The organism is Arthrobacter sp. efr-133-R2A-120, assembly GCF_030209835.1.
Lineage (GTDB): Bacteria > Actinomycetota > Actinomycetes > Actinomycetales > Micrococcaceae > Arthrobacter.
The window spans coordinates 151,829-169,141 of sequence record NZ_JARVRF010000024.1 but is presented as its reverse complement, the minus strand read 5'-3'; the positions used below and the strand labels follow the sequence as shown (position 1 = coordinate 169,141).

18 protein-coding genes are annotated in these 17,313 nt (G+C 61.6%); 3 read left to right on the top strand and 15 right to left on the bottom strand.

The window, feature by feature from the left end:
- Window positions 1-66: 66 nt before the first annotated feature.
- The 7 genes from fabZ to QRN52_RS13360 form a co-directional block, all read right to left on the bottom strand.
- Complete coding sequence (fabZ, locus tag QRN52_RS13390) at window positions 67-519, bottom strand: 3-hydroxyacyl-ACP dehydratase FabZ (RefSeq protein ID WP_284753230.1); 453 nt, start codon at window positions 517-519, stop codon at window positions 67-69.
- 1 nt (window position 520) lies between these two features.
- Window positions 521-820, bottom strand: coding sequence for an acyl carrier protein (locus QRN52_RS13385; protein ID WP_284753229.1), 300 nt, complete (start codon window positions 818-820; stop codon window positions 521-523).
- A 28-nt stretch (window positions 821-848) separates the two neighbouring features.
- Window positions 849-1,619: an SDR family oxidoreductase gene (locus tag QRN52_RS13380; RefSeq protein ID WP_284753228.1), complete on the bottom strand. Its 771-nt coding sequence runs from the start codon at window positions 1,617-1,619 to the stop codon at window positions 849-851.
- Window positions 1,612-2,532 carry an ACP S-malonyltransferase gene (locus QRN52_RS13375; protein WP_284753271.1) on the bottom strand — a complete coding sequence of 307 codons (921 nt, stop codon included), beginning with the start codon at window positions 2,530-2,532 and terminating at the stop codon, window positions 1,612-1,614. The genes QRN52_RS13380 and QRN52_RS13375 overlap by 8 nt, the downstream gene beginning before the upstream one ends.
- 94 nt (window positions 2,533-2,626) lie before the next feature.
- Window positions 2,627-3,505, bottom strand: coding sequence for an ABC transporter permease (locus QRN52_RS13370; protein WP_284753226.1), 879 nt, complete (start codon window positions 3,503-3,505; stop codon window positions 2,627-2,629).
- A 1-nt stretch (window position 3,506) separates the two neighbouring features.
- The gene (locus QRN52_RS13365) at window positions 3,507-4,337 is read right to left on the bottom strand and encodes an ABC transporter ATP-binding protein (protein ID WP_284753224.1); all 831 of its coding nucleotides are present in this window, start codon (window positions 4,335-4,337) and stop codon (window positions 3,507-3,509) included.
- 1,674 nt (window positions 4,338-6,011) lie between these two features.
- Window positions 6,012-7,274 carry a hypothetical protein gene (locus QRN52_RS13360; RefSeq protein WP_284753223.1) on the bottom strand — a complete coding sequence of 421 codons (1,263 nt, stop codon included), beginning with the start codon at window positions 7,272-7,274 and terminating at the stop codon, window positions 6,012-6,014.
- 267 nt (window positions 7,275-7,541) lie between these two features.
- On the opposite strand from QRN52_RS13360, the gene QRN52_RS13355 reads away from it, so the two are divergent.
- On the top strand, window positions 7,542-7,724 hold the full coding sequence (locus QRN52_RS13355) for a hypothetical protein (protein WP_284753222.1): 183 nt from the start codon (window positions 7,542-7,544) through the stop codon (window positions 7,722-7,724).
- 13 nt (window positions 7,725-7,737) lie between these two features.
- On the opposite strand, the gene QRN52_RS13350 is transcribed toward QRN52_RS13355, so the two are convergent.
- The 8 genes from QRN52_RS13350 to QRN52_RS13315 all read right to left on the bottom strand — a co-directional run bounded on the left by QRN52_RS13350 (window position 7,738) and on the right by QRN52_RS13315 (window position 15,633).
- Window positions 7,738-8,940: an MFS transporter gene (locus QRN52_RS13350; RefSeq protein WP_284753221.1), complete on the bottom strand. Its 1,203-nt coding sequence runs from the start codon at window positions 8,938-8,940 to the stop codon at window positions 7,738-7,740.
- Window positions 8,930-9,280, bottom strand: coding sequence for a hypothetical protein (locus QRN52_RS13345; RefSeq protein ID WP_284753220.1), 351 nt, complete (start codon window positions 9,278-9,280; stop codon window positions 8,930-8,932). The genes QRN52_RS13350 and QRN52_RS13345 overlap by 11 nt, the downstream gene beginning before the upstream one ends.
- Window positions 9,277-9,999, bottom strand: coding sequence for a cupin domain-containing protein (locus tag QRN52_RS13340; RefSeq protein ID WP_284753218.1), 723 nt, complete (start codon window positions 9,997-9,999; stop codon window positions 9,277-9,279). Before QRN52_RS13340 ends, QRN52_RS13345 begins: the two co-directional genes overlap by 4 nt.
- Window positions 9,996-11,135, bottom strand: coding sequence for a sedoheptulose 7-phosphate cyclase (locus QRN52_RS13335; protein ID WP_284753217.1), 1,140 nt, complete (start codon window positions 11,133-11,135; stop codon window positions 9,996-9,998). The genes QRN52_RS13340 and QRN52_RS13335 overlap by 4 nt, the downstream gene beginning before the upstream one ends.
- Window position 11,136: 1 nt before the next feature.
- The gene (locus QRN52_RS13330) at window positions 11,137-12,309 is read right to left on the bottom strand and encodes an acyltransferase family protein (protein ID WP_284753216.1); all 1,173 of its coding nucleotides are present in this window, start codon (window positions 12,307-12,309) and stop codon (window positions 11,137-11,139) included.
- Window positions 12,284-13,888, bottom strand: a complete 1,605-nt coding sequence (locus QRN52_RS13325; protein ID WP_284753214.1) for an FAD-binding oxidoreductase — start codon at window positions 13,886-13,888, stop codon at window positions 12,284-12,286. Before QRN52_RS13325 ends, QRN52_RS13330 begins: the two co-directional genes overlap by 26 nt.
- The gene (locus QRN52_RS13320) at window positions 13,885-14,784 is read right to left on the bottom strand and encodes a VOC family protein (protein WP_284753212.1); all 900 of its coding nucleotides are present in this window, start codon (window positions 14,782-14,784) and stop codon (window positions 13,885-13,887) included. Before QRN52_RS13320 ends, QRN52_RS13325 begins: the two co-directional genes overlap by 4 nt.
- A 75-nt stretch (window positions 14,785-14,859) precedes the next feature.
- Window positions 14,860-15,633: an SDR family NAD(P)-dependent oxidoreductase gene (locus QRN52_RS13315; protein ID WP_284753211.1), complete on the bottom strand. Its 774-nt coding sequence runs from the start codon at window positions 15,631-15,633 to the stop codon at window positions 14,860-14,862.
- 159 nt (window positions 15,634-15,792) lie between these two features.
- Here QRN52_RS13315 and QRN52_RS13310 point away from each other — a divergent pair, with 159 nt between their 5' ends.
- Together QRN52_RS13310 and QRN52_RS13305 are read left to right on the top strand one after the other, a co-directional pair.
- The gene (locus QRN52_RS13310) at window positions 15,793-16,389 is read left to right on the top strand and encodes a TetR/AcrR family transcriptional regulator (protein ID WP_284753210.1); all 597 of its coding nucleotides are present in this window, start codon (window positions 15,793-15,795) and stop codon (window positions 16,387-16,389) included.
- A 444-nt stretch (window positions 16,390-16,833) separates the two neighbouring features.
- Entirely contained in the window at window positions 16,834-17,280 is a 447-nt protein-coding gene (locus QRN52_RS13305) for an archaeosortase/exosortase family protein (RefSeq protein ID WP_284753209.1), read from the top strand.
- The last annotated feature ends 33 nt before the right edge of the window (window positions 17,281-17,313 follow it).

Genomic DNA, 17,313 nt, shown 5'->3' with positions numbered 1-17,313 from the left:
CGCTGCGAAGGAAATGGGCCGCGAGGCTGGCAGCATCGGTCTCCGGCACGTACTCCCTGATCACCGTCATCGGCCTGCCCCAAGCCCGATGCTGATGGCGACACTTCCTTCAGCAACGATCCTTTTGCCTACTAGTACCGTGCACTTGAATTCGATGAGTGAGCCCAGCGATACGTGCCTGGCACACTGAATCATCAACTGATCCCCCGGAACCACCAACTCCTTGAAGGCAAACCGCTTGACGGTAGCCAGGTATCCAATCGATGTCTGATCTTCTATTACTTCGGAATCCGTCGCGATCACCCCGCATGCCTGCGCTGCGGCCTCGATCAGCAGTACTCCGGGATATATGGGCTGGCCTGGAAAGTGGCCCGCGAACACAGGGTCGCTGATGCTGATGTTTTTCACCCCGACACCACTTACGCCGGGGACGATTGAATGCAGGCCATCAAGGAGCACAAAGGGGTGCCTGTGGGGCAGCCGGTGCGTGAGTTCTGCCGCTGTGAGCGCCCGTTCCACGTTAGGCGCCGTCTAATGCGGGCTGAGAAGCCTCGGCAAAGTCGACAAGTTTGTTAACTGAGCCAAAGACGAAACGCTGCTCGTCAGTGATGTAAACGCCGAAGTCTTCTTCCATCAGACTTACGATTTCAAGGGTGTCTAGCGAGTCGAGCTCAAGACCTCGGCCGAAGAGCGGCTGGTCATCGTCGACGAGGTCGGGGTCGACTGGGAGGTCCAATCCCCCGATGATGCTTCGCCTAACGGCGGCATTCAATTCATAGCGGTGCACGGCGCGTTCGTACTGAGCGGTTCTTTGTACCATTTCTTCTTCCTTCGGCTTGTTGGAGCTACTAAGCGGTCAGCCCGCCGTCGACCGGTAGGATCTGACCTGTGATGTAGCTGGACTCCTCGGTGGCGAGGAACCTCACTGCTCTGGCGACCTCTTCCGGTTTCGCGACGCGCTGAAGAGGGATGTGTTGAATCAGCCCGTTTCGGGCTTTCACGTCCATGCGACGGAACATGTCGGTCTCGGTGAACCCGGGGGCTACCGCATTCACTCGGATACCGAGTCCGGCCACCTCCTTGGCCAACGCCTGCGTCATGGCGTTGACGCCTCCTTTGCTTGCGCTGTAATTCACTTGGCCCGCTTGCCCGGAAACACCCGATGTGGAGCTGAGCAAAACGATCGCACCTCCGGTCTTGCGCATTGCCTTTATCGCCTCCCGGCAGACAAGAAAGGTTCCGCGCAGATTGACGGCTATGACCGAATCGAATCGGTCAGCGGACATCGTCGCCGCGAGTCCGTCAGAGGTAATTCCTGCAGACACGACCACCGCGTGCAGCCTCCGGCCGTTTGCGGTGAGAAGTGATCTGAACGCCGATCTCACGTCTGACTCCACCGCGACGTTTACCTTGTGCGTGACATATGCTCCGCCGGCCAGGTTGACCAGGCGGCATGTTTCTGAGTTGCCCGAGTCCCCCGACTGGGAAAAGCCGACGATGTCGAATCCGGCTTCTGCCATTGCAACTGCCGACGACTGGCCAATTCCGCGGGACGCTCCGGTAATGAGAGCGACAGGCCGCGCAGATGATTGGTCCGCCACTATCTTCTCTTCAACCACGGTTTGCTCCTCCGAAGTGCTTGACGTTGTCCTCCACGATCAACACTTCACGGTTCCGGACATAGGGTCTGGCGAGTCTTGCGAGGGAACGACCCGAGCCGAACACGCATAGCCGCTGGAAGTCGCTCGTTGCTTCCATCACCGAGGTCCACATCACAGGTTGACAAAGTCCGCGCTTCAGATCTTCCCTAACTTCTTCGCCGCGCTGTGTCGGCTTCCCGTCGGTCGATCCGATGTAGGTGCGGCCCGAATTCTGGATGACCGTGCTGTCCAGAACTTCATGCCACTCAGATTCGACAGGCTCCATGAAACGTGAATGGAATGCGTGGCTAACCTTCAGCCTCTTGGCTTTTGCACCCAGAGCCTCAGCGGCCGCATCCAAAGAGGCATGGCTTCCAGACAATACAACCTGTCGCGGACCGTTGTGGGCCGCGACATCCAGATCAAAGGTGCGCGCCATCTCCAGGCTGAAATGGTGGCTCTCCTCTCTCGTGCCGCGAGCTGGAACAGCGACCGCGAGCATGCCACCACTGCCCGGCGCATCGGCCATCAACCGGCCCCGGGTCCGGGCAAGAATGGCCGCCGACTCGACAGACAGATATCCGGCTGCGGCAGCGGCGGCGATCGCGCCGACGCTGTGGCCGGCAAAGGCTGAAACCACGCCCGTCCGGGCTTCCGATTCGAACGCGCTTTGCGCGGCGAGGCTGAAAACAGTCAGTGCGAGCTGCGCGTTCTCGGTTCGTTCGAGGCCCGAACTCTCACCGGTCCAGCACAGTTCCCGGACGTCGATTCCAGTGGCTACCCCGGCCCGGTCAAAGACCGAAGCGGCGACCTGATTGGAATCAGCCAGCCGACTGCCCATTCCAACATATTGGCTGCCCTGGCCGGGAAACAGCCCAACGGTACGAGTCATCACAGCGGCTCCTGTTAGCGGAAAAATGGTGCACTAAGTCCCACCAGCCCGCATATCACGGTGGCGTTGGGTGAGATCTGAAGCTAAATGGCTTTCACCGAATGTGGGTGCGGATCCGTAACATGCCCAAGGCAGCGAACAAGGCAAGTACACCGGCCATCACGGCGACGGCCATGGGCACGGTCACCGCGAGGTCTGAGACGAAGATGTGAACTCCGTAAAACTTGTCGAGCGCGGTGATCGCCTCTTCTTGTCCCCCAGCTAGCCGGTTGCTTGTCGCCTCGGTGAGCGGACCCCTGACCAACATGGCTGCCTGTGAAAACGGGAGTGCGTTGATCACGTTCCTAACGCCCTCCGGAAGGGTTCCAAGGGGAATGTAAGCCCCCGCCAAGAAGCCAATTACTGTCCCAACAATCGTCCCAAGCGATGAAAAAGCGCTGGAGCTCCGAATGAAGGTGACGATAAAAGAAGACAGTGCTGAAAACGACGCGGAAAGCAGGCAAATATATGCGAAGGTTTGCACCAGGCCTCCCCACGAAGTCACGGCTTGTCCAGTCCACGCCATGTAAGCCTGACCAGCGATGAGAATAACCGAACTCATCGAAACCGCAATGACGAAACTTGACAAGAGATATCCGCCAACTAGATGGCCGCGCCGGACAGGTGAAACCATGAAATCTTTGAAACGTCCAGAAGCCCGGTCTTCGACAAATAGATTGAGCGCAGACAGACTCGTAGTGAGCGTCGTGATCATGATAATACCGGCAAAAACCCAAGAATTGACGAACCCTTTAACGTCCTCGACAGTCGCGTTAGGGAACTTTTCCTGAACGTTCTCGACTTGAAGATTGCCAAGAAATAGAGCATATAGCGCGAATAGAATTACGGCTGACAGCAGCGACAGGAAAACTCCCATTCTATCCCTGAAGAATAGAGAGAGATTGCGCCCCATGAGAAGAGTAATAATGCGCATGTTATGCCTTTCCAGTCAGAGCCAGAAAGACGTCATCCATCGTTCCGTGCCGCAACTCGAAGTGTCCGATGTGTTCGCGGTGGGCCGTGATGACGGCAAGAGCGTCTTGTGCAGTTTCGACGTCAATTTCTAATACATCGGTTCTTGCTTCAAAAGTCAGGCCAAGATCGGTGACTGTTCGCTTAAGGCGATCTTGAGCCGACGACTGGATGGTCAGCACGCTGCGGCTGTACTGCGACCGCAGCTCAGCGGGAGTTCCGGCCGCGACCCGTCGACCCTTGTCGATGATCACCACCTCATCGGCGTTTTCGGTTTCCTGCATGTAATGCGTGGTTAGGAATACCGTAAGCCCCTGCTCTTCACGGAGAGTGTTGATTGCTTCCCAGACCTTTTCACGGCTTTGCGGATCGAGCCCGGCGGTGGGTTCGTCCAAGAAAATGACGGACGGGCTGTGTATGAGGGCACGTGCAATATCCACGCGCCGCTTCTGTCCTCCCGAAAGCAGACCGTATCGCCGTGAGGAAAAGTCTCCGAGATCGACCAGGTCGGTGAGCTCTTTGATCCGGGACTCCGTCTTGCTTCCCAAGTTATAGAAACCGGCGCGCAGGCGGAGATTCTCAACGGGAGTCGCCAGAGGATCCAGAAGGGATTGCTGGAAAACGACGCCTATATCCCGACGAATTCTCTCGTCGTCCTTCCCAATGGTGTTGCCGTTGATTACTATCACGCCTTCATCAAATGGAAGGCTGGTCGTCATACAGGAAATCGTGGTGCTTTTCCCCGCCCCGTTGGTTCCCAAGAACGCAAAGACCGAACCAGTGGGTATCTCCATGGATAGACCGTCAACAGCAGTGACGTCCTGATACTTCTTTTTTAGTCCTTCAACGCGAATCAAGAATGCAGCCCCCAAGCATGCTAAACGGTCTCTTCAGCATGACCAACAAACATCATGCCGCAGTACCTTTGTTTTGACCCGCCCCAACAATTGGCATGTCTAGTCGAAGAGTACATACGCGTTTGAATGTTGGCAAACGATGACACCGGACTCTCGGAGTCGCAAGTCAAGTGCGAACCGGCAGCCCTTCCCCACACAGAAGTGACGCCGCCTTGTGAATCGGTATGAACAGCTCGAAAGATCGGCACCTACTCTCTGTCACTGACAATCACGCGATCTGTAATAGCCCTTGACAAGGACAACATCGAAGGCCGCCCTTGCCAGTCCGCCGGCATCTGAAGTTGCATGATCGGGCCTCGACTTTGTAGCCCGCACTACGACCATTCGGCCTCCTTCGGGTCATGCCTGAAGGCAGAATGACCACCCGGAGACTCTCGACCGATTTCCTGCTCGTTGTCATATGGTGACCGCCTGGCGGGTCAAGGACCTCCGATCGGCGTTTGAAGACTGTAAACACGGGTCCCGCGCCTGCATCCTGCGAGATCGATATGGACAAGAGTTTTCATCGGCTGAGGCGGGGTATGCAGCCCGGGGAAGCCGGCAAAATACGGGGCGGTTCCAAGACTCTGTTACGGACGAACAAAGACAAGTCTGTGGTCAGCAACCCTTGGCGCCAGTCCGGATGAATGCCAGCGCGGCCCGCCCGACATTGTCAACGAGCATCGCAGCAGCCGACCCGTTCGACGGACGGTGACCCGGCGACTTCGACATCAGCAGTTCTTGCGATTTTCGAGAGTCGAACGACCGCGCTGGCACAATTGCCGCGGGCGCGGGGGAGGAGAGATTCAGACGGCCTGTGCACCCTGCGTGATACCAGCCACGGGACTGCGATCAGCAGGGACTCGGCTCCCGAGAGTAGTCGTTCGAGACCCAGATTGCCGACGACTGTCAAGACTCCGTTAGGGAGACAACGGATCAACGGTGGCAACCTTATGACGACTCCCGGGGCGACACCCGCGGTCACTTCCTTCGCGCAATCAAGAGGGTCCGAGGAACCCGAGGCCGTCAAGTGCTTGAGTCGCTCAAGTCCGATCCACTATTTGGTAAGGAAGCTCCGGCGCTGCTGAGGTCCTAGCGCTTTGGCCGCAGGCGGCAGAAGCTTCCACCGGGCCGTCCGGCGAGCCAGCGCGCCCCTACACGCCGACCCAGGCCAGCGCGGATCCCTCGCCCCGAATGCCGCAAGCTTATCCCGGTGCTTTGCAAAATCCAGCGGCGGCCGACGGGTCACATAGCGGTGAGTTCCGGCCGCTTCATTTGTTACGGATGCCGCATTTCTTGCCCAACTGGTCGAACCAGATCGATTGAATCGTTTTTCTGCCACTTGTGCGACCCGTTCATCTGGTGCACCACCATCAATCTTGTAAAGATCCGCGGTGCCAGCATTCGGCCAAAAAGGAGCAATGTCTGCCCCAGAATCTACGGGATTCCTCCCTTCCCAAGACGGAGCTCTCTGCCTGCGGATGCGATCATGCCTAGGTTTTCCTGCCGGGCCCGACGTTATGCAGTCTGTTCCTCCTGGTGTTTCGCATAAGAACCTTCCGCCAAGGTTGTTCATTCGTCAGGGAAGAGTGCGAAGAGGGTCGGAGGTCCAAAGACGACCAGCCATGTGACTCCAGCCGCGACGGTTGCTCCGAGCAATATGAGCAGGACGAGCGACAGTTTGATATGGATGGGCCGGAGTTTCTTGAAGGCATGCTCGTGTTGCTTCAACCAGTCGTTGGCCCGTCGGGTCGTTGCGACTAAACTCAAGCGACGCTGGACGGGAATGTTCCTGAGTTCGAGCAACCGGCGGGCCTGCGTTCTCATTGCCGACTCTATGACAATCCCGCGCATGCGACCCGCTCCGTAGGTGCGACAGCCCCAGATCGCCACGTAGAACGGCAATGAAGTCAGCAGGACATAGAAAGCCATGAAGCGAAAGAGCTTCTTGACGATGGTCGCACCGTCGGCGCCGAGGGATCCGTCGATTGCCAGCTGGAGGCCTGCCTCAAGGAAAACCGCGGCGAAAAGAAGCCAAAGCAACACTCCCATCGCTAGGTTTCCTAGCAACGGCCACGGCTTCTTCGCGTACCAAAGAACACACAGTTTTCGGAGTTGGCTAAATGCCAACCACCCCAACAGCGGAGACGCAACCGCGCCCGCAAAAGCAGCAGTCACGCCAAACCACAGCCACCCCGCCATACCGCATAGCACGGGGCATCCGACAAATAAAACAAGCAACTGGACTGTCTGGCTTGCCACTGCTGGACGGCCCGAGGGAAGTCCTTTCAAAAGCGTTTCGGTGTCACGGATTTCTTTCCAACGGTAAGCTTCCGACTGCGCTTCCAACAGTTTCGCATGCTCGGCTGCGTCGCTCGCGAACAACGCAATCAGCACCCCGAAGACCAGAGATCCCAACCCGTGAAGGACATTGAATGTCGGGAACGACGGGAATCTGCTGAAATCAAAAGACTGGGCAACACCCAAGGTCGTCAACCCGGTGACAGCAAGCAAGATGACCCAGCAGACCCAGCCTAGAAACTCGGCCGGACCTGGCTTGTTGCGCTTATCGCTCCTCCGCAATGAGCGCGCATGCACTTGAACTGCCACCACCAGAGTTGCCAAAAGGCCGAAGCCGGCGAGCAAAGATTCACCCGGAATCGACCGAAAGGAGAACCTCTCTGAGAACGTTTGGCTACTTGAAACTACCCACATGGCCAAGAGGTTCAACACACTGCACACCCAAGCCGGGATAATTCTCTTGAGCACCCTACGCCGATACTCCTGGACGTCGTCCGGTACCCGCTCAAGGACTCCCAAATCACGTTCAAACATCGAAGCCTCCATCTCAAATCGCGACGATTCCGATACACCACGCCCCGCCGCGCGCACAACCGAGGGCACCCGGACCAGGCGGAGACTGTGCGCTGTCTGCCCAGTCGTTGACAAGATCCATCCAGGCCGCCCGACTGTTGACACCCTGCGTGAGACGTCGACATTGCTTTGTCCCCGCATCCCATGCGGCAAACTGCCGGAGCTTGGGCTTTGCTGAGAGTTTGCCAATATCGTTGTACCCTCCTGTCCCTGTCGTTGGCACGAGCAGTGGAATCAATCCCTTCCGCGAGTACCCTGCTCGACGAGTTGATCTTCGCGCCCAAATTGGACGGATTCATTCACTGGACCACGCGCCTTGGCCGGAACCGCTCGATCATCGGGGCCCTGGCAGCAGTGCCTGTCAAGCGGCGGGTAAACCTGCTGTGGTACTGGTGCGGAGTAGGGCTTTGACCCCGGATTGACGTCATGTCCTGGGTTCTCTTGCTTGGATGACGGTGATCCCGGGTTCCGTTCCCGCGTGGACTGTTGACCGGGTCCGCAGGGGCTTGTCCGCGTGCGACCGGACTGCCTGGAGTCCTGCGCCGGCGACGAGCAAAAGGGCTGCGCCGAGAAGGGTGGGGGCGTGGATGGATATCCCCGTGACCGCCGCTCCGCCTGCTGCTCCCGCGGCGATGCCGGTGTTGAAAGCCACGACTGCAGCTCCGGAGGCCAGGGCCCGGTGTCCTGGTGTGCGCTCGAGCAGTTCCGTTTGGAACAGGGTCGGCAGCAGACCGAAGCAGATCCCCGCCAACGATGCGGTCATGATGGTTGTTGCCGGCCAGGGGGTGAGGCTTGCGACCGCCAGGATGATGGCTTCGGCGGCGATGACGGCAATTGCGCGTTGCAAACGCTGCCGGCCGGCGATGGTGCCCGAAAAGGCGGTCGAGATGACCACCGCCGCCCCATAGACGCTGAGGGCCAGAGGTGCCGGGACGGCGTCGGCGGTAGCTGCCGGTGCGAGGAAGGTGTAATAGGAAAAGTGCCCAGCCAGAGCCAGAGCGAATGTGGAAGTCAGCCAGAAAATGCCACGGGCCGGCCTGCTTGCATTTTCGCCGCTTTCGCTCTGGTCATGAAGGGCCGGGCGGGGTGCGAGGAGGGTGGAGACGAGAACGCCGATGGCGGCCAAAGCGATCGGTATCCGCCAGTTCAGGGTGGCCAGTGCCTCGGAGATGGGAACGCCGGCAGCCAAAGCGAAACCGTTGCCGAGCAGTACTCTGGCGACGGCCTTGCCTGTGTTTTGCGGTGCGGACGCAGCAGCAAGCGCGAGGATGAGGGGAAAGAAGGCACCGTGGGCCGCACCGTGGAGGGCGCGGAGAACCAGATAGGCGGGCAGATCGGGTGCCGCAGAGGTGGCCAGGCCCAAGGCCGTGAAGATCGCGCCGGCCAGGATAGTGGCTTTGCGCAGCTCGAATCGTTGGGCAAAGCCGGCCAGGGGCAGCGCGAGGACTGCTGTGCTCAGTGCGTACAGGCTGGAGCCTGCGGCTGCGGATCCGATGTCGGTGTTCAGTGCGGTGGCGATGTGCATGAGGGCGCCGGCGGGTGCCATTTCGACGGTGACTGCGAAGAAGACGGCCAGGGGCAAGGCCACGGTTGCCCGCAGCCTTGCTCCCGGAGTGTCAGATGGCACGTTCGGCCTCGGGAAGTTCCGGTATCCGAGCCGGCAGGGCCCGGGTGACGTGCTCGGGGTAGGTGCGGATACTCAGGACTTCGGTGGTTGTTGTCGCGGTAAGGGTGCCTGATTGCTCGCTGTGGGCGAGCAGCAGATTCCCGGCTGCCAGGGTTTCCCCGGCGAAGGCGGCTGCGCCGGAGAGGAGGAGCAGTGCTTCGTGGACTCTCTGGGTTCCCAGTCGGAGTTCCTGGCCGGGGGTGAGGATCCAGTGTTCGATGGCTTCCGTTTCGCTGTGCAGCATCCCGCGGCGGATCAGGCAACTCCAGTAGTCGTCAGGGTCGATAGTGCTGATGATCATGGCAGGGCGATCCGCAGCTCGACGGTGAACAGTTCGCCGCCGGTTTCCGGAGTGAACGTGGCTGTGGCACCGGCCGGGACCAGAAATGCGGTGGGGGCCTCGATGCGTGCCGTGGAGCCGGGGAAGGCGAGTTCGGCCGTTCCCTGGTTGAGGAAACCGGCGATTTCGGTGGCGTCCTCCCCGAGGGTGAGGGCTTGTCCGGTGGTGAGGGTGTGGCGTTCGACGGCGGTGAGCGGGCCGTCGAAGGTTCCTTTGGTGTCGATTCTGGGTACCGTGTTGAGGTCGAAGATCTGTGCGGGCATGGGTGCGGTCTCCGTGTGGTCGGTGCGGTTCAGGGCGTTCTGGGCGCGGGGTGTGAGCGTCTCGATGACCCACCAGTTCAGGGTGGTGTTCCCGGTGTTGCGCAGGCCGTGGGTGTTCCCGGGCGTGGTGAGGGCGAGTGTTCCCCTGCTGACAGGGTGCGGGGCGCCGTTGAGGAAGAATTCTCCGTTCCCGTCCAGGATGAGGTAGATCTCCTCGGTGCGGGTGTGGCGGTGTTCGCCAGAGACTGCCCCGGGTGGCAGGGTGGCCCATTCGACCGCCTCTGTCGGGGAGGCCAGTTCGCGGCGGGTGTAGAAGGCTTTCCAGCCGGTCTGGCCTTCCGCGCCATGGACGCCGAGAACGGTGGAGTGCCCTGCCGGGGTGCGTGGCCTAGGCGGAGTTGTTGTCAGGGTGTTCATGCGGCTGCGCCCTCGAGCTGGGCTGCCGTGGCCAGGATTTCCAGGGCCGCGGCGATGTCCGCGGGGGTGAGGTCGTTGACGAACACGGCTGCCCCGATGCCTACCGGCAGCGGAAGCCGCTGGAGGCCGTTGCGGTGCCGGGTCGTGTCGGCAAGGCCTTCGAGCAGGTTTTCGGCTGTCATGGCTGGATGGGTCACCGGCAGGCCGAGCTTGCCCATGACGGTGAACACCCGACGGGCCTGTTCTGCGGAGACCAGGCCGCGGTGGACGCCGATGGCGGTGGTCAGTGCCATGTCGAGGCAGACGGCTTCCCCGTGCAGGAGTTCGGGAAGGGCTTTCATTTCGACGGTCGGTGAGAAGCTGTGGCCGTAGTCGACCAGTCGTTCAAGGGTCTGCTCCCACAGGTTGGGTTCGAGTTCTTCGAGCATGCCGGCGATGGCCCGGTCGATGATCTGTTGTTCGGCGTCACTGTGTTGCTGGAACCGGCCGGTGAGGGCCGAGGCGCCGTGTTCTTCCAGCAGGGAGAAAAGGTCCCCGTCTTTAATGAGTGCGATCTTGAGGATCTCGGCGAGCCCGTTGGAGACGTGCCGGGCGCCGAGGGTGGCCAGGAACGAGGTGTCCAGGAGACTACGTGAGGCTGCGAAGTAGGTGCCGATCTTGTTCTTGCCGGTCTGGAAGTTCACCCCGGTTTTGACGCCGACGCTGGCATCGACGATGCCGATCAGGGTGGTGGGGACCCGGACGAAAGGGGTGTTTCGCCGGTAGATGCTGCAGGCGAAACCAACGATGTCGGTCAACACGCCGCCGCCGATGGCGATCACCGGTTCACGCCGGCGGTCCAGTTTGAAGGCTTCGATCGCTTCCAGGACGGTTTCGACGGCGATCCAGCGTTTGTTGCTTTCCCCGTGGGGCAGGACGAGGATCTTGTGTTCGGTGAGGTTAGCTTCGGCGTAGGCGCGGATCTTGTCTCCGTAGAGGGCATCTACGGTGGTGTCGGTGACGATGAGGCGGCGGGAACCGTGTTCGCCGTCGATGAGGGTCGGGTTGGCCGGGTCGAGGATGTTGAAGGTCGTTTCGACGCGGTAGTTCACGTCCTGTTGTGCAGAGACGGTCCAGGATCGGTTGTTCGTGGGCATGTCAGGCCTCTCGTGTGGTGGAACGTCGGGTGGTGCCGAAGGGGTTCAGAGTCCGGAGGGCATTGTTGGCGGGCGTTTCGACCAGCCGCCAGAGCAGCCACGAGGCTGCCAGGCTCACGGCGAAGGAAGCAACGATGACCCCGGCGGCGGGTAAAGGCTGCAACGGGTCGGGGCCCAGGATGGCCCTTGTTGCGGTCAGGACGATGTCGTGGACCATGTAGAGGGCGAAGGAGAGCTCTCCGAGCCGTACGGCGGCCGGTGAAGCAAGGATCCTTGGTGGTGCCGGTTCCTGTGCAGCCGCAATAACAAGCACGGCGACGGGCAGGAGGTAGGCGGCGTCCATCTGCCAGGGCAGCGGTACGAAGAGGCTGAGCGCGTATCCGGCGGCGGCGAACACGGCTGCCGGCACCAAGGGGATCTGCGGGATGAGTCCTTCGAGGACAGCGCGGGCTGCGAGCATGCCGAGGGCGAATTCGATAAACCTGACAGGGGGCAGTGCGTAGACGGCCCAGATCTGGGGGATGGATGCCCCATGGAGCGGGGATTGAAGGTGGTTTGCACCGAACTCGGCCCCATAGGGGAGCATCGCGGCGACCAGGGGTGCCGCGGTGACAAGAAGCACCAGGCCGGCGCCGACGGCGAGCAGCCGCTGGCGGGGAACATGCTTCACGAGCGGAAACGCGAAAGGGAAGGCGAGGTAGAAGAACAGTTCCGCCGACAGGGACCAGCTGGGGTGGTTGATGCTGAAGAATGCCGTGTCGGCCGGGATCCAGGAATGCAGCAGGAAAAAGTTCGCAATGGCTTCGCCGGTGCTCGCGGCACCCAGCCCGCCGATGGCCAGGGCGGCGAAGAAGGTCACGGCATGGTTGGGCACGATTTTGGCGATGCGTCGCCAGATGAACCGTCCCGGGGTGTCTCCGGCCCTGGCCGACCAGGCCAGGACGAAGCCGGAGAGCACGAAGAAGAACGTCACGCCGAACCAGCCGCCGTTTTTCAGGATGAAGCGCAAGGGTTCAACGGCCGGTGCGTCGCCGGTAAAGAAGCGGTTCAGGCTCAGGTGAAAGGCGAAGACGAGCAACGCGGCGTAGAAGCGCAGCCCGGTCAGGGCATCCAGGCGGCGGACGCCCCCTGGCGCCGGGGCTGTTGTTTCAGGCAAGAGGGATGCTCTGGGCATGGGTGAACACTCCTTTCGGGTCGTAGGTGGCGCGTGCGCGCTTTAGGCGGGGCAGGTTGTCCTTGTAGTAGAGCTGGAACGCGCTCAGTCCCGAGGTGTTCCAGGCCCGGTCGTTGAGGTCAACGTCGGCGTAGTTCACGAAGGCGCCGTCGGCGTTCTCGTTCGGGGCGGGCACGCCGCCAGTGGCGGCGAACATGTTCCTGTACGTGGTGCGGGTCCAGGCGACGTTGGCGTCATCGTCCTCCGGGTTGTCCCAGATGGAGACGACCTGGAACTTGATGATCGAGTCACGCTGCGGGACGGCGGTCGCCGCCGCGGAGACCTGGTTCACTGCGCCGCCGTAGGAGGCGATCATCAGCAGGGCCGTCGGGTTGGCGATGGCGGGATCGTTCAGACCCCGGTAGGCGGCGGCAATGGCGTCCGCGGTGTAGCTGCGGCGAAGGTAGGCCGACTTGCCTTTGAAGCGGCGGGTCGAGTCCGGGCCGGTGAACCCGCTCCACTGGGTTGCCTGCAGCCAGGGAACTAGCCGGTGTTGAACAACCTTTGGCGCGGGTATTCCGGCCGAGACGGCGGCGAGGTAGCGGTCAAGGACTCCGGTTGCGTCGGGTGTTGCCCCGTCAACGATGGTGTCCATCGTGATCGAGCCACCGGAGCGGTGCCAGGTTTTCAGCTGGGCGAACAGGTTGGCTTCCGGGGCTCCGGGAGCGGAGTTGACTTCGTGCCAGCGACCGTGGTTGTTCAGAAGGCGGGTGAACGCGGCCTCGTCAATGGAGGCCCAGTCCCACGCCACGGTGCTGAGCCAGACGTGCCGGGGCGGGGCGGGCAAGGCCTTTTCCGGCTGCTCGCCGGTTGCTGAGGGAGACCGCAGCCAGTAGCGCGTGGCGATGCCGAAGTTCCCTCCTCCGCCGCCGGCGTGCGCCCACCACAGCTCATGGTGCGGGTCCCGCGGGTCGCGGGTGCCGCGGCTCACCGCGACAGTCCCATCCGCCTGGACGTGGACGGATTCGACGGCCAGCAAGTGGTCCACGACGAGTCCGTCGCGGCGGTTCATGCTCCCGTAGCCGCCCCCGGCGATGTGTCCCCCAGCCCCGACAGTGGGGCAGTTCCCTGCCGGGGCGTACACGCCCCACTGCTTGTAGAGCAGCTGGTAAACGAGGCCCAGTTGCGCGCCTGCGCCGATTTCGAACGCCCCCATCGCCGGATCCCAGCGGACCTGGTCCATCGCGGAAAGGTCAATGATCGCCTTGACATCTCCGTTGGCAATAAAGCCTTCGTAGCAGTGCCCGCCGCTGCGGGCCGAGGGGCGAAGACCCAGGCCCAGAACGGTACGCAGTTCCTGGGCGACCTCATCGGTGGTTGTGGGAAAGGCGATCCTTTGGGCGGCACCTTTCCAGCGCAGGTTGGTGCCTTGCAGCAGGTCCTCGTACTGTTCCGACCCCGGGGTGATCACCCGGTACGGGGTACGGGGTGATCCGGAGGGCGCAGCATTGGCGCCTGCTGCGATGCTGCTCAGGGCGAAGGCACCTGCGAGAGCCCCCCCGGCTCCGAGGAAGGTGCGGCGGGAGGCCGTGGTGCTCAAGCGAACGCTCCGATAGTGATCGGTGTCCGGCGCGCGGAGGCCCCGGTCTCGTAGGGAAGGGACCCGTCGGGCATGTTGATCAGTTCCAGCTGCAGACCGAACGGCGAGTCAAGGTATATCCACCGGTCTCCGGCAATCGGGCCCTCTGTGATGGTTTCCGGTGCACCTCGGGGGACGTACCGGGTGGCCGCGGGCAGGGACGCCAGGGAGGCATCGATGTCGTCGGCGTGGAACGCCACATGGTGCCCGCCCAGGTCACTGTTCGCCGGCCGCGGCGCAGGAGAGCGGCCGTGAAGGACCGCCAGGGGCGCACCGTGGTCCCCCGCCAGCACGATTCCCGAGGCCCCGAAAGCCGACACTGCGTCGACTTCGCGGAGACCGAAGGCCCCGGTGAGTTCGGTGATCGCCCTGTGGTGGTCGTACCGGTTCAGGCAGACCGCACTGAGAAGCTGTTCCTCGGAACCGTGCTGGATGGCCAGATGGATGCCCGAAGGAAGGGTCACCTGGTAGCCCGGCGCGGGGTGCTCCGCGCGGCGCACCACCGCGTCCTCGTAGAAAAGCCGGGAGATGACCCGTTCCGGCGCCCGGGTCCGCAGCAGCAGGAAGAACGTCCCTGCCGTGCCTGCGGGCGAGGTCCAGGAACGGTGTTCGGCACCGGTGTAGTCGAAGAGTTCCAGGTTGGTTCCGAGCACATTCAGGGCGGCAACACGCAACGTGCAGCTGCCCCGCGCGCCGAGCTTGGCGGCCATCCATCCGGGTTCAGGGTCCCGGATCGGGCCCTCGATGTAGCAGAGACCGGCGCCGAGCGCGTTACTCAGGTCGTGGATCGCGTCCTCCAGCGATCCGACGGTCAGACCGAAATGGTCGATGCCGCGTGTGCGGGCACGGTTCATCATTCCCCCTATGTTTTTTGTGCAATTTGCGCCGGTTGCGCGGGAGGTGTCCCGCCAGATGGTGCGAGTGGTTGTGTCTTAGAGGTTAGTTCCGCCCGTGGCGTCGACAGTCTGTCCGGTGACCCAGCGGCCGTCGTCGGAGGCGAGGAACGCGACGATGCTCGCGATGTCGTCGGGCTGGCCGACACGGCCCAGTGCCGTGCTCGCGGAAACGCCGTCGATGGCGTCCTGGTTACCTCGCAGCCAGGAGGCGTTGATGTCGGTGTCCACGACGCCCGGGGCAACGGCGTTGACGGTGATCCCGCGGGGTCCGAGGTGTTTGGCGAGGGTCAGGGTGAAGGCGTCGATGGCGCCCTTGGTCAGGGCGTAGCCGATGATTTCCGGGAAGGCGATGCGGGTCACGCCTGAGGAGATGTTGACGATCCGGCCGCCGTCGGCGATCCGCGGCAGGGCTTCCTTGACGATGAAGTACGGGGCGTTGACGTTCACGGCCTGCTGGACAAGGAAATCCTCGCGGCTGAAGTCTTCGATCGCCCCGCGGAGGGTGACCCCCGCGTTGTTGACTAGGACCTTCAGGGGGTGGCCGATCACTCCCGTGTCTGCCGCGGCCTTGTCGAAGGAGGCCCAGAAGTCCTCCGCCGCGGTGTTAGATGCGAGATCGGCACAGAAGGCGAACGCTTTGCCCCCGCGGCCCCCGATAGCAGCTGCCATGGCGTCCGCGGCTTTAGCGTCGCGCCCGTAGTGGATCCCGACCGTGAATCCGTTGGCGGCGAGTCGGGAAGCAATCGCGGCACCGATTCCGCGGCTGGCACCTGTCACAACAGCAATCTGGTCTTTGTTTGTTTCGCTCATGAGTGAGATACTTACATACGTGTAACGATCACTACAAGAATTGTTTCTCCCCCGGAGCTGTGAGGCTCGCCACATGCCTATGGCAGTGACCGGGGAGACTGGAAGTCTTGAACGGACGAAAGGGGCGTCTGGAAACAACAGGCAAATGGAAGGACAACGATGTCAGGCAAAACAGGTCAAGGGCGCAAATTCAATGTCGAGGACGCCTTGGAAGCGGCCACACTGGTCTTCTGGAACCACGGCTACGAAGGCGCCTCCCTCGCCGAACTGACCCACGCCATGGGCATCAACCCGCCTAGCCTATACAAAGCCTTCGGGTCCAAGGAGGATCTGTTCTTCTCGGTCGTCGACCACTACAACGCCACCCACGGCAACTTCATGGCCATTGCCTTCGCCGAGGAAACCTCGGGACTGGCTCTCATGCGCCGCCTGCTGCTCGAAGCGGCCGACCACTACGCCTCGGCCTCGTACCCGGGAGGCTGCCTGGTCATCAGCGCCGCCGTGACCGTCACCCCGGCCAACCGGCACGTCGCGGACCACCTTGCCAAAATGCGCAACGACAACATCGCCGCCATGGCCGAAGCCCTCACCCACGACCTGAACGCAAGGCGCATTCCGCAAAACACCGATACCAAAGCCATGGCCGCCTTCGTCGGCGCAACACTGCAAGGCATGAGCCAGCAAGCCCGCGACGGCGCCACCAAGGAAGACCTCACCCGCATCGCGAACTACGCCATCACCGCCATCGGCGCATAGGGCGATTTTGGGGGTTTGCTGGACCGAACCTTCGGCGGCACTGCCTTAGTCTGAATAGGCTCGGGACCACATATCAATCCCGCGACCTCACCCGCGCACGCTGTTCGTCGGCGGCTACTAGCGGGTGGAATGCAGATGCGATATCAGAATTTGAAGGGTTCGCAGAGTAAATGAATACCGTTCGGGGAGCCTGTTTCGGCATGCTCCTCGAACGGCTTCTCCCATCAATCAATGTCATTGAGTACTCGCTTCTGAGGTTCATGAGAACCGCGAGTGGAATCGAAAGCCGCCAGAGAACAGTTACGTATCTGAAGTAACGCCGCCCGACCGACGGCGCTCTGTGAAATCAAAACGGCCTTCAATGAAGAAGGTCGACAGGCTGTTGCGGATTGCAGCCGCCTTGGTGATTTCGGCGTGCGCAGTGTTCCTGGCGTGGGCGTGTCAGTGGCTTCCGCTTGGGAGGCTCAACTGGTGTCGTGGTGGCTAAACCCCTTATTGAAAGAGGGGGTGGTAAGTAGTGGCGACTACTGTCTGGTGTCGATTGCGCCCGACAACCTCGTGGCATTTCATATCACTGCGGAATGTTCTGCTGTCGTCCTGGTTGCGCCCCTTCTGGTTGTTGGTGCGTTCTTCGTGCTTTCTCAACGGATCCGCTGGGTTCGGGCCCTCGCCGGGATAGTAAGTATGCTCGTCGTCATCGTCGTCGCCAACCAACTCCGGCTGGGGTTGATTGCGTGGGCCACCCAGATGTGGGGCATGTCCCATGGGTATGAGATCACTCATCGGCTGGTGGGATCATTGATTGGCATTGTCGGGTTTATCGCCGGCCTTGTGACCCTCATTCTTGCCAGCGGCCTTCGCCGCTCTAAAGAAGACGAAGGAAACGAATGATCTCGCCCGCGTCGGGCGTCTACTCCCCCTTCC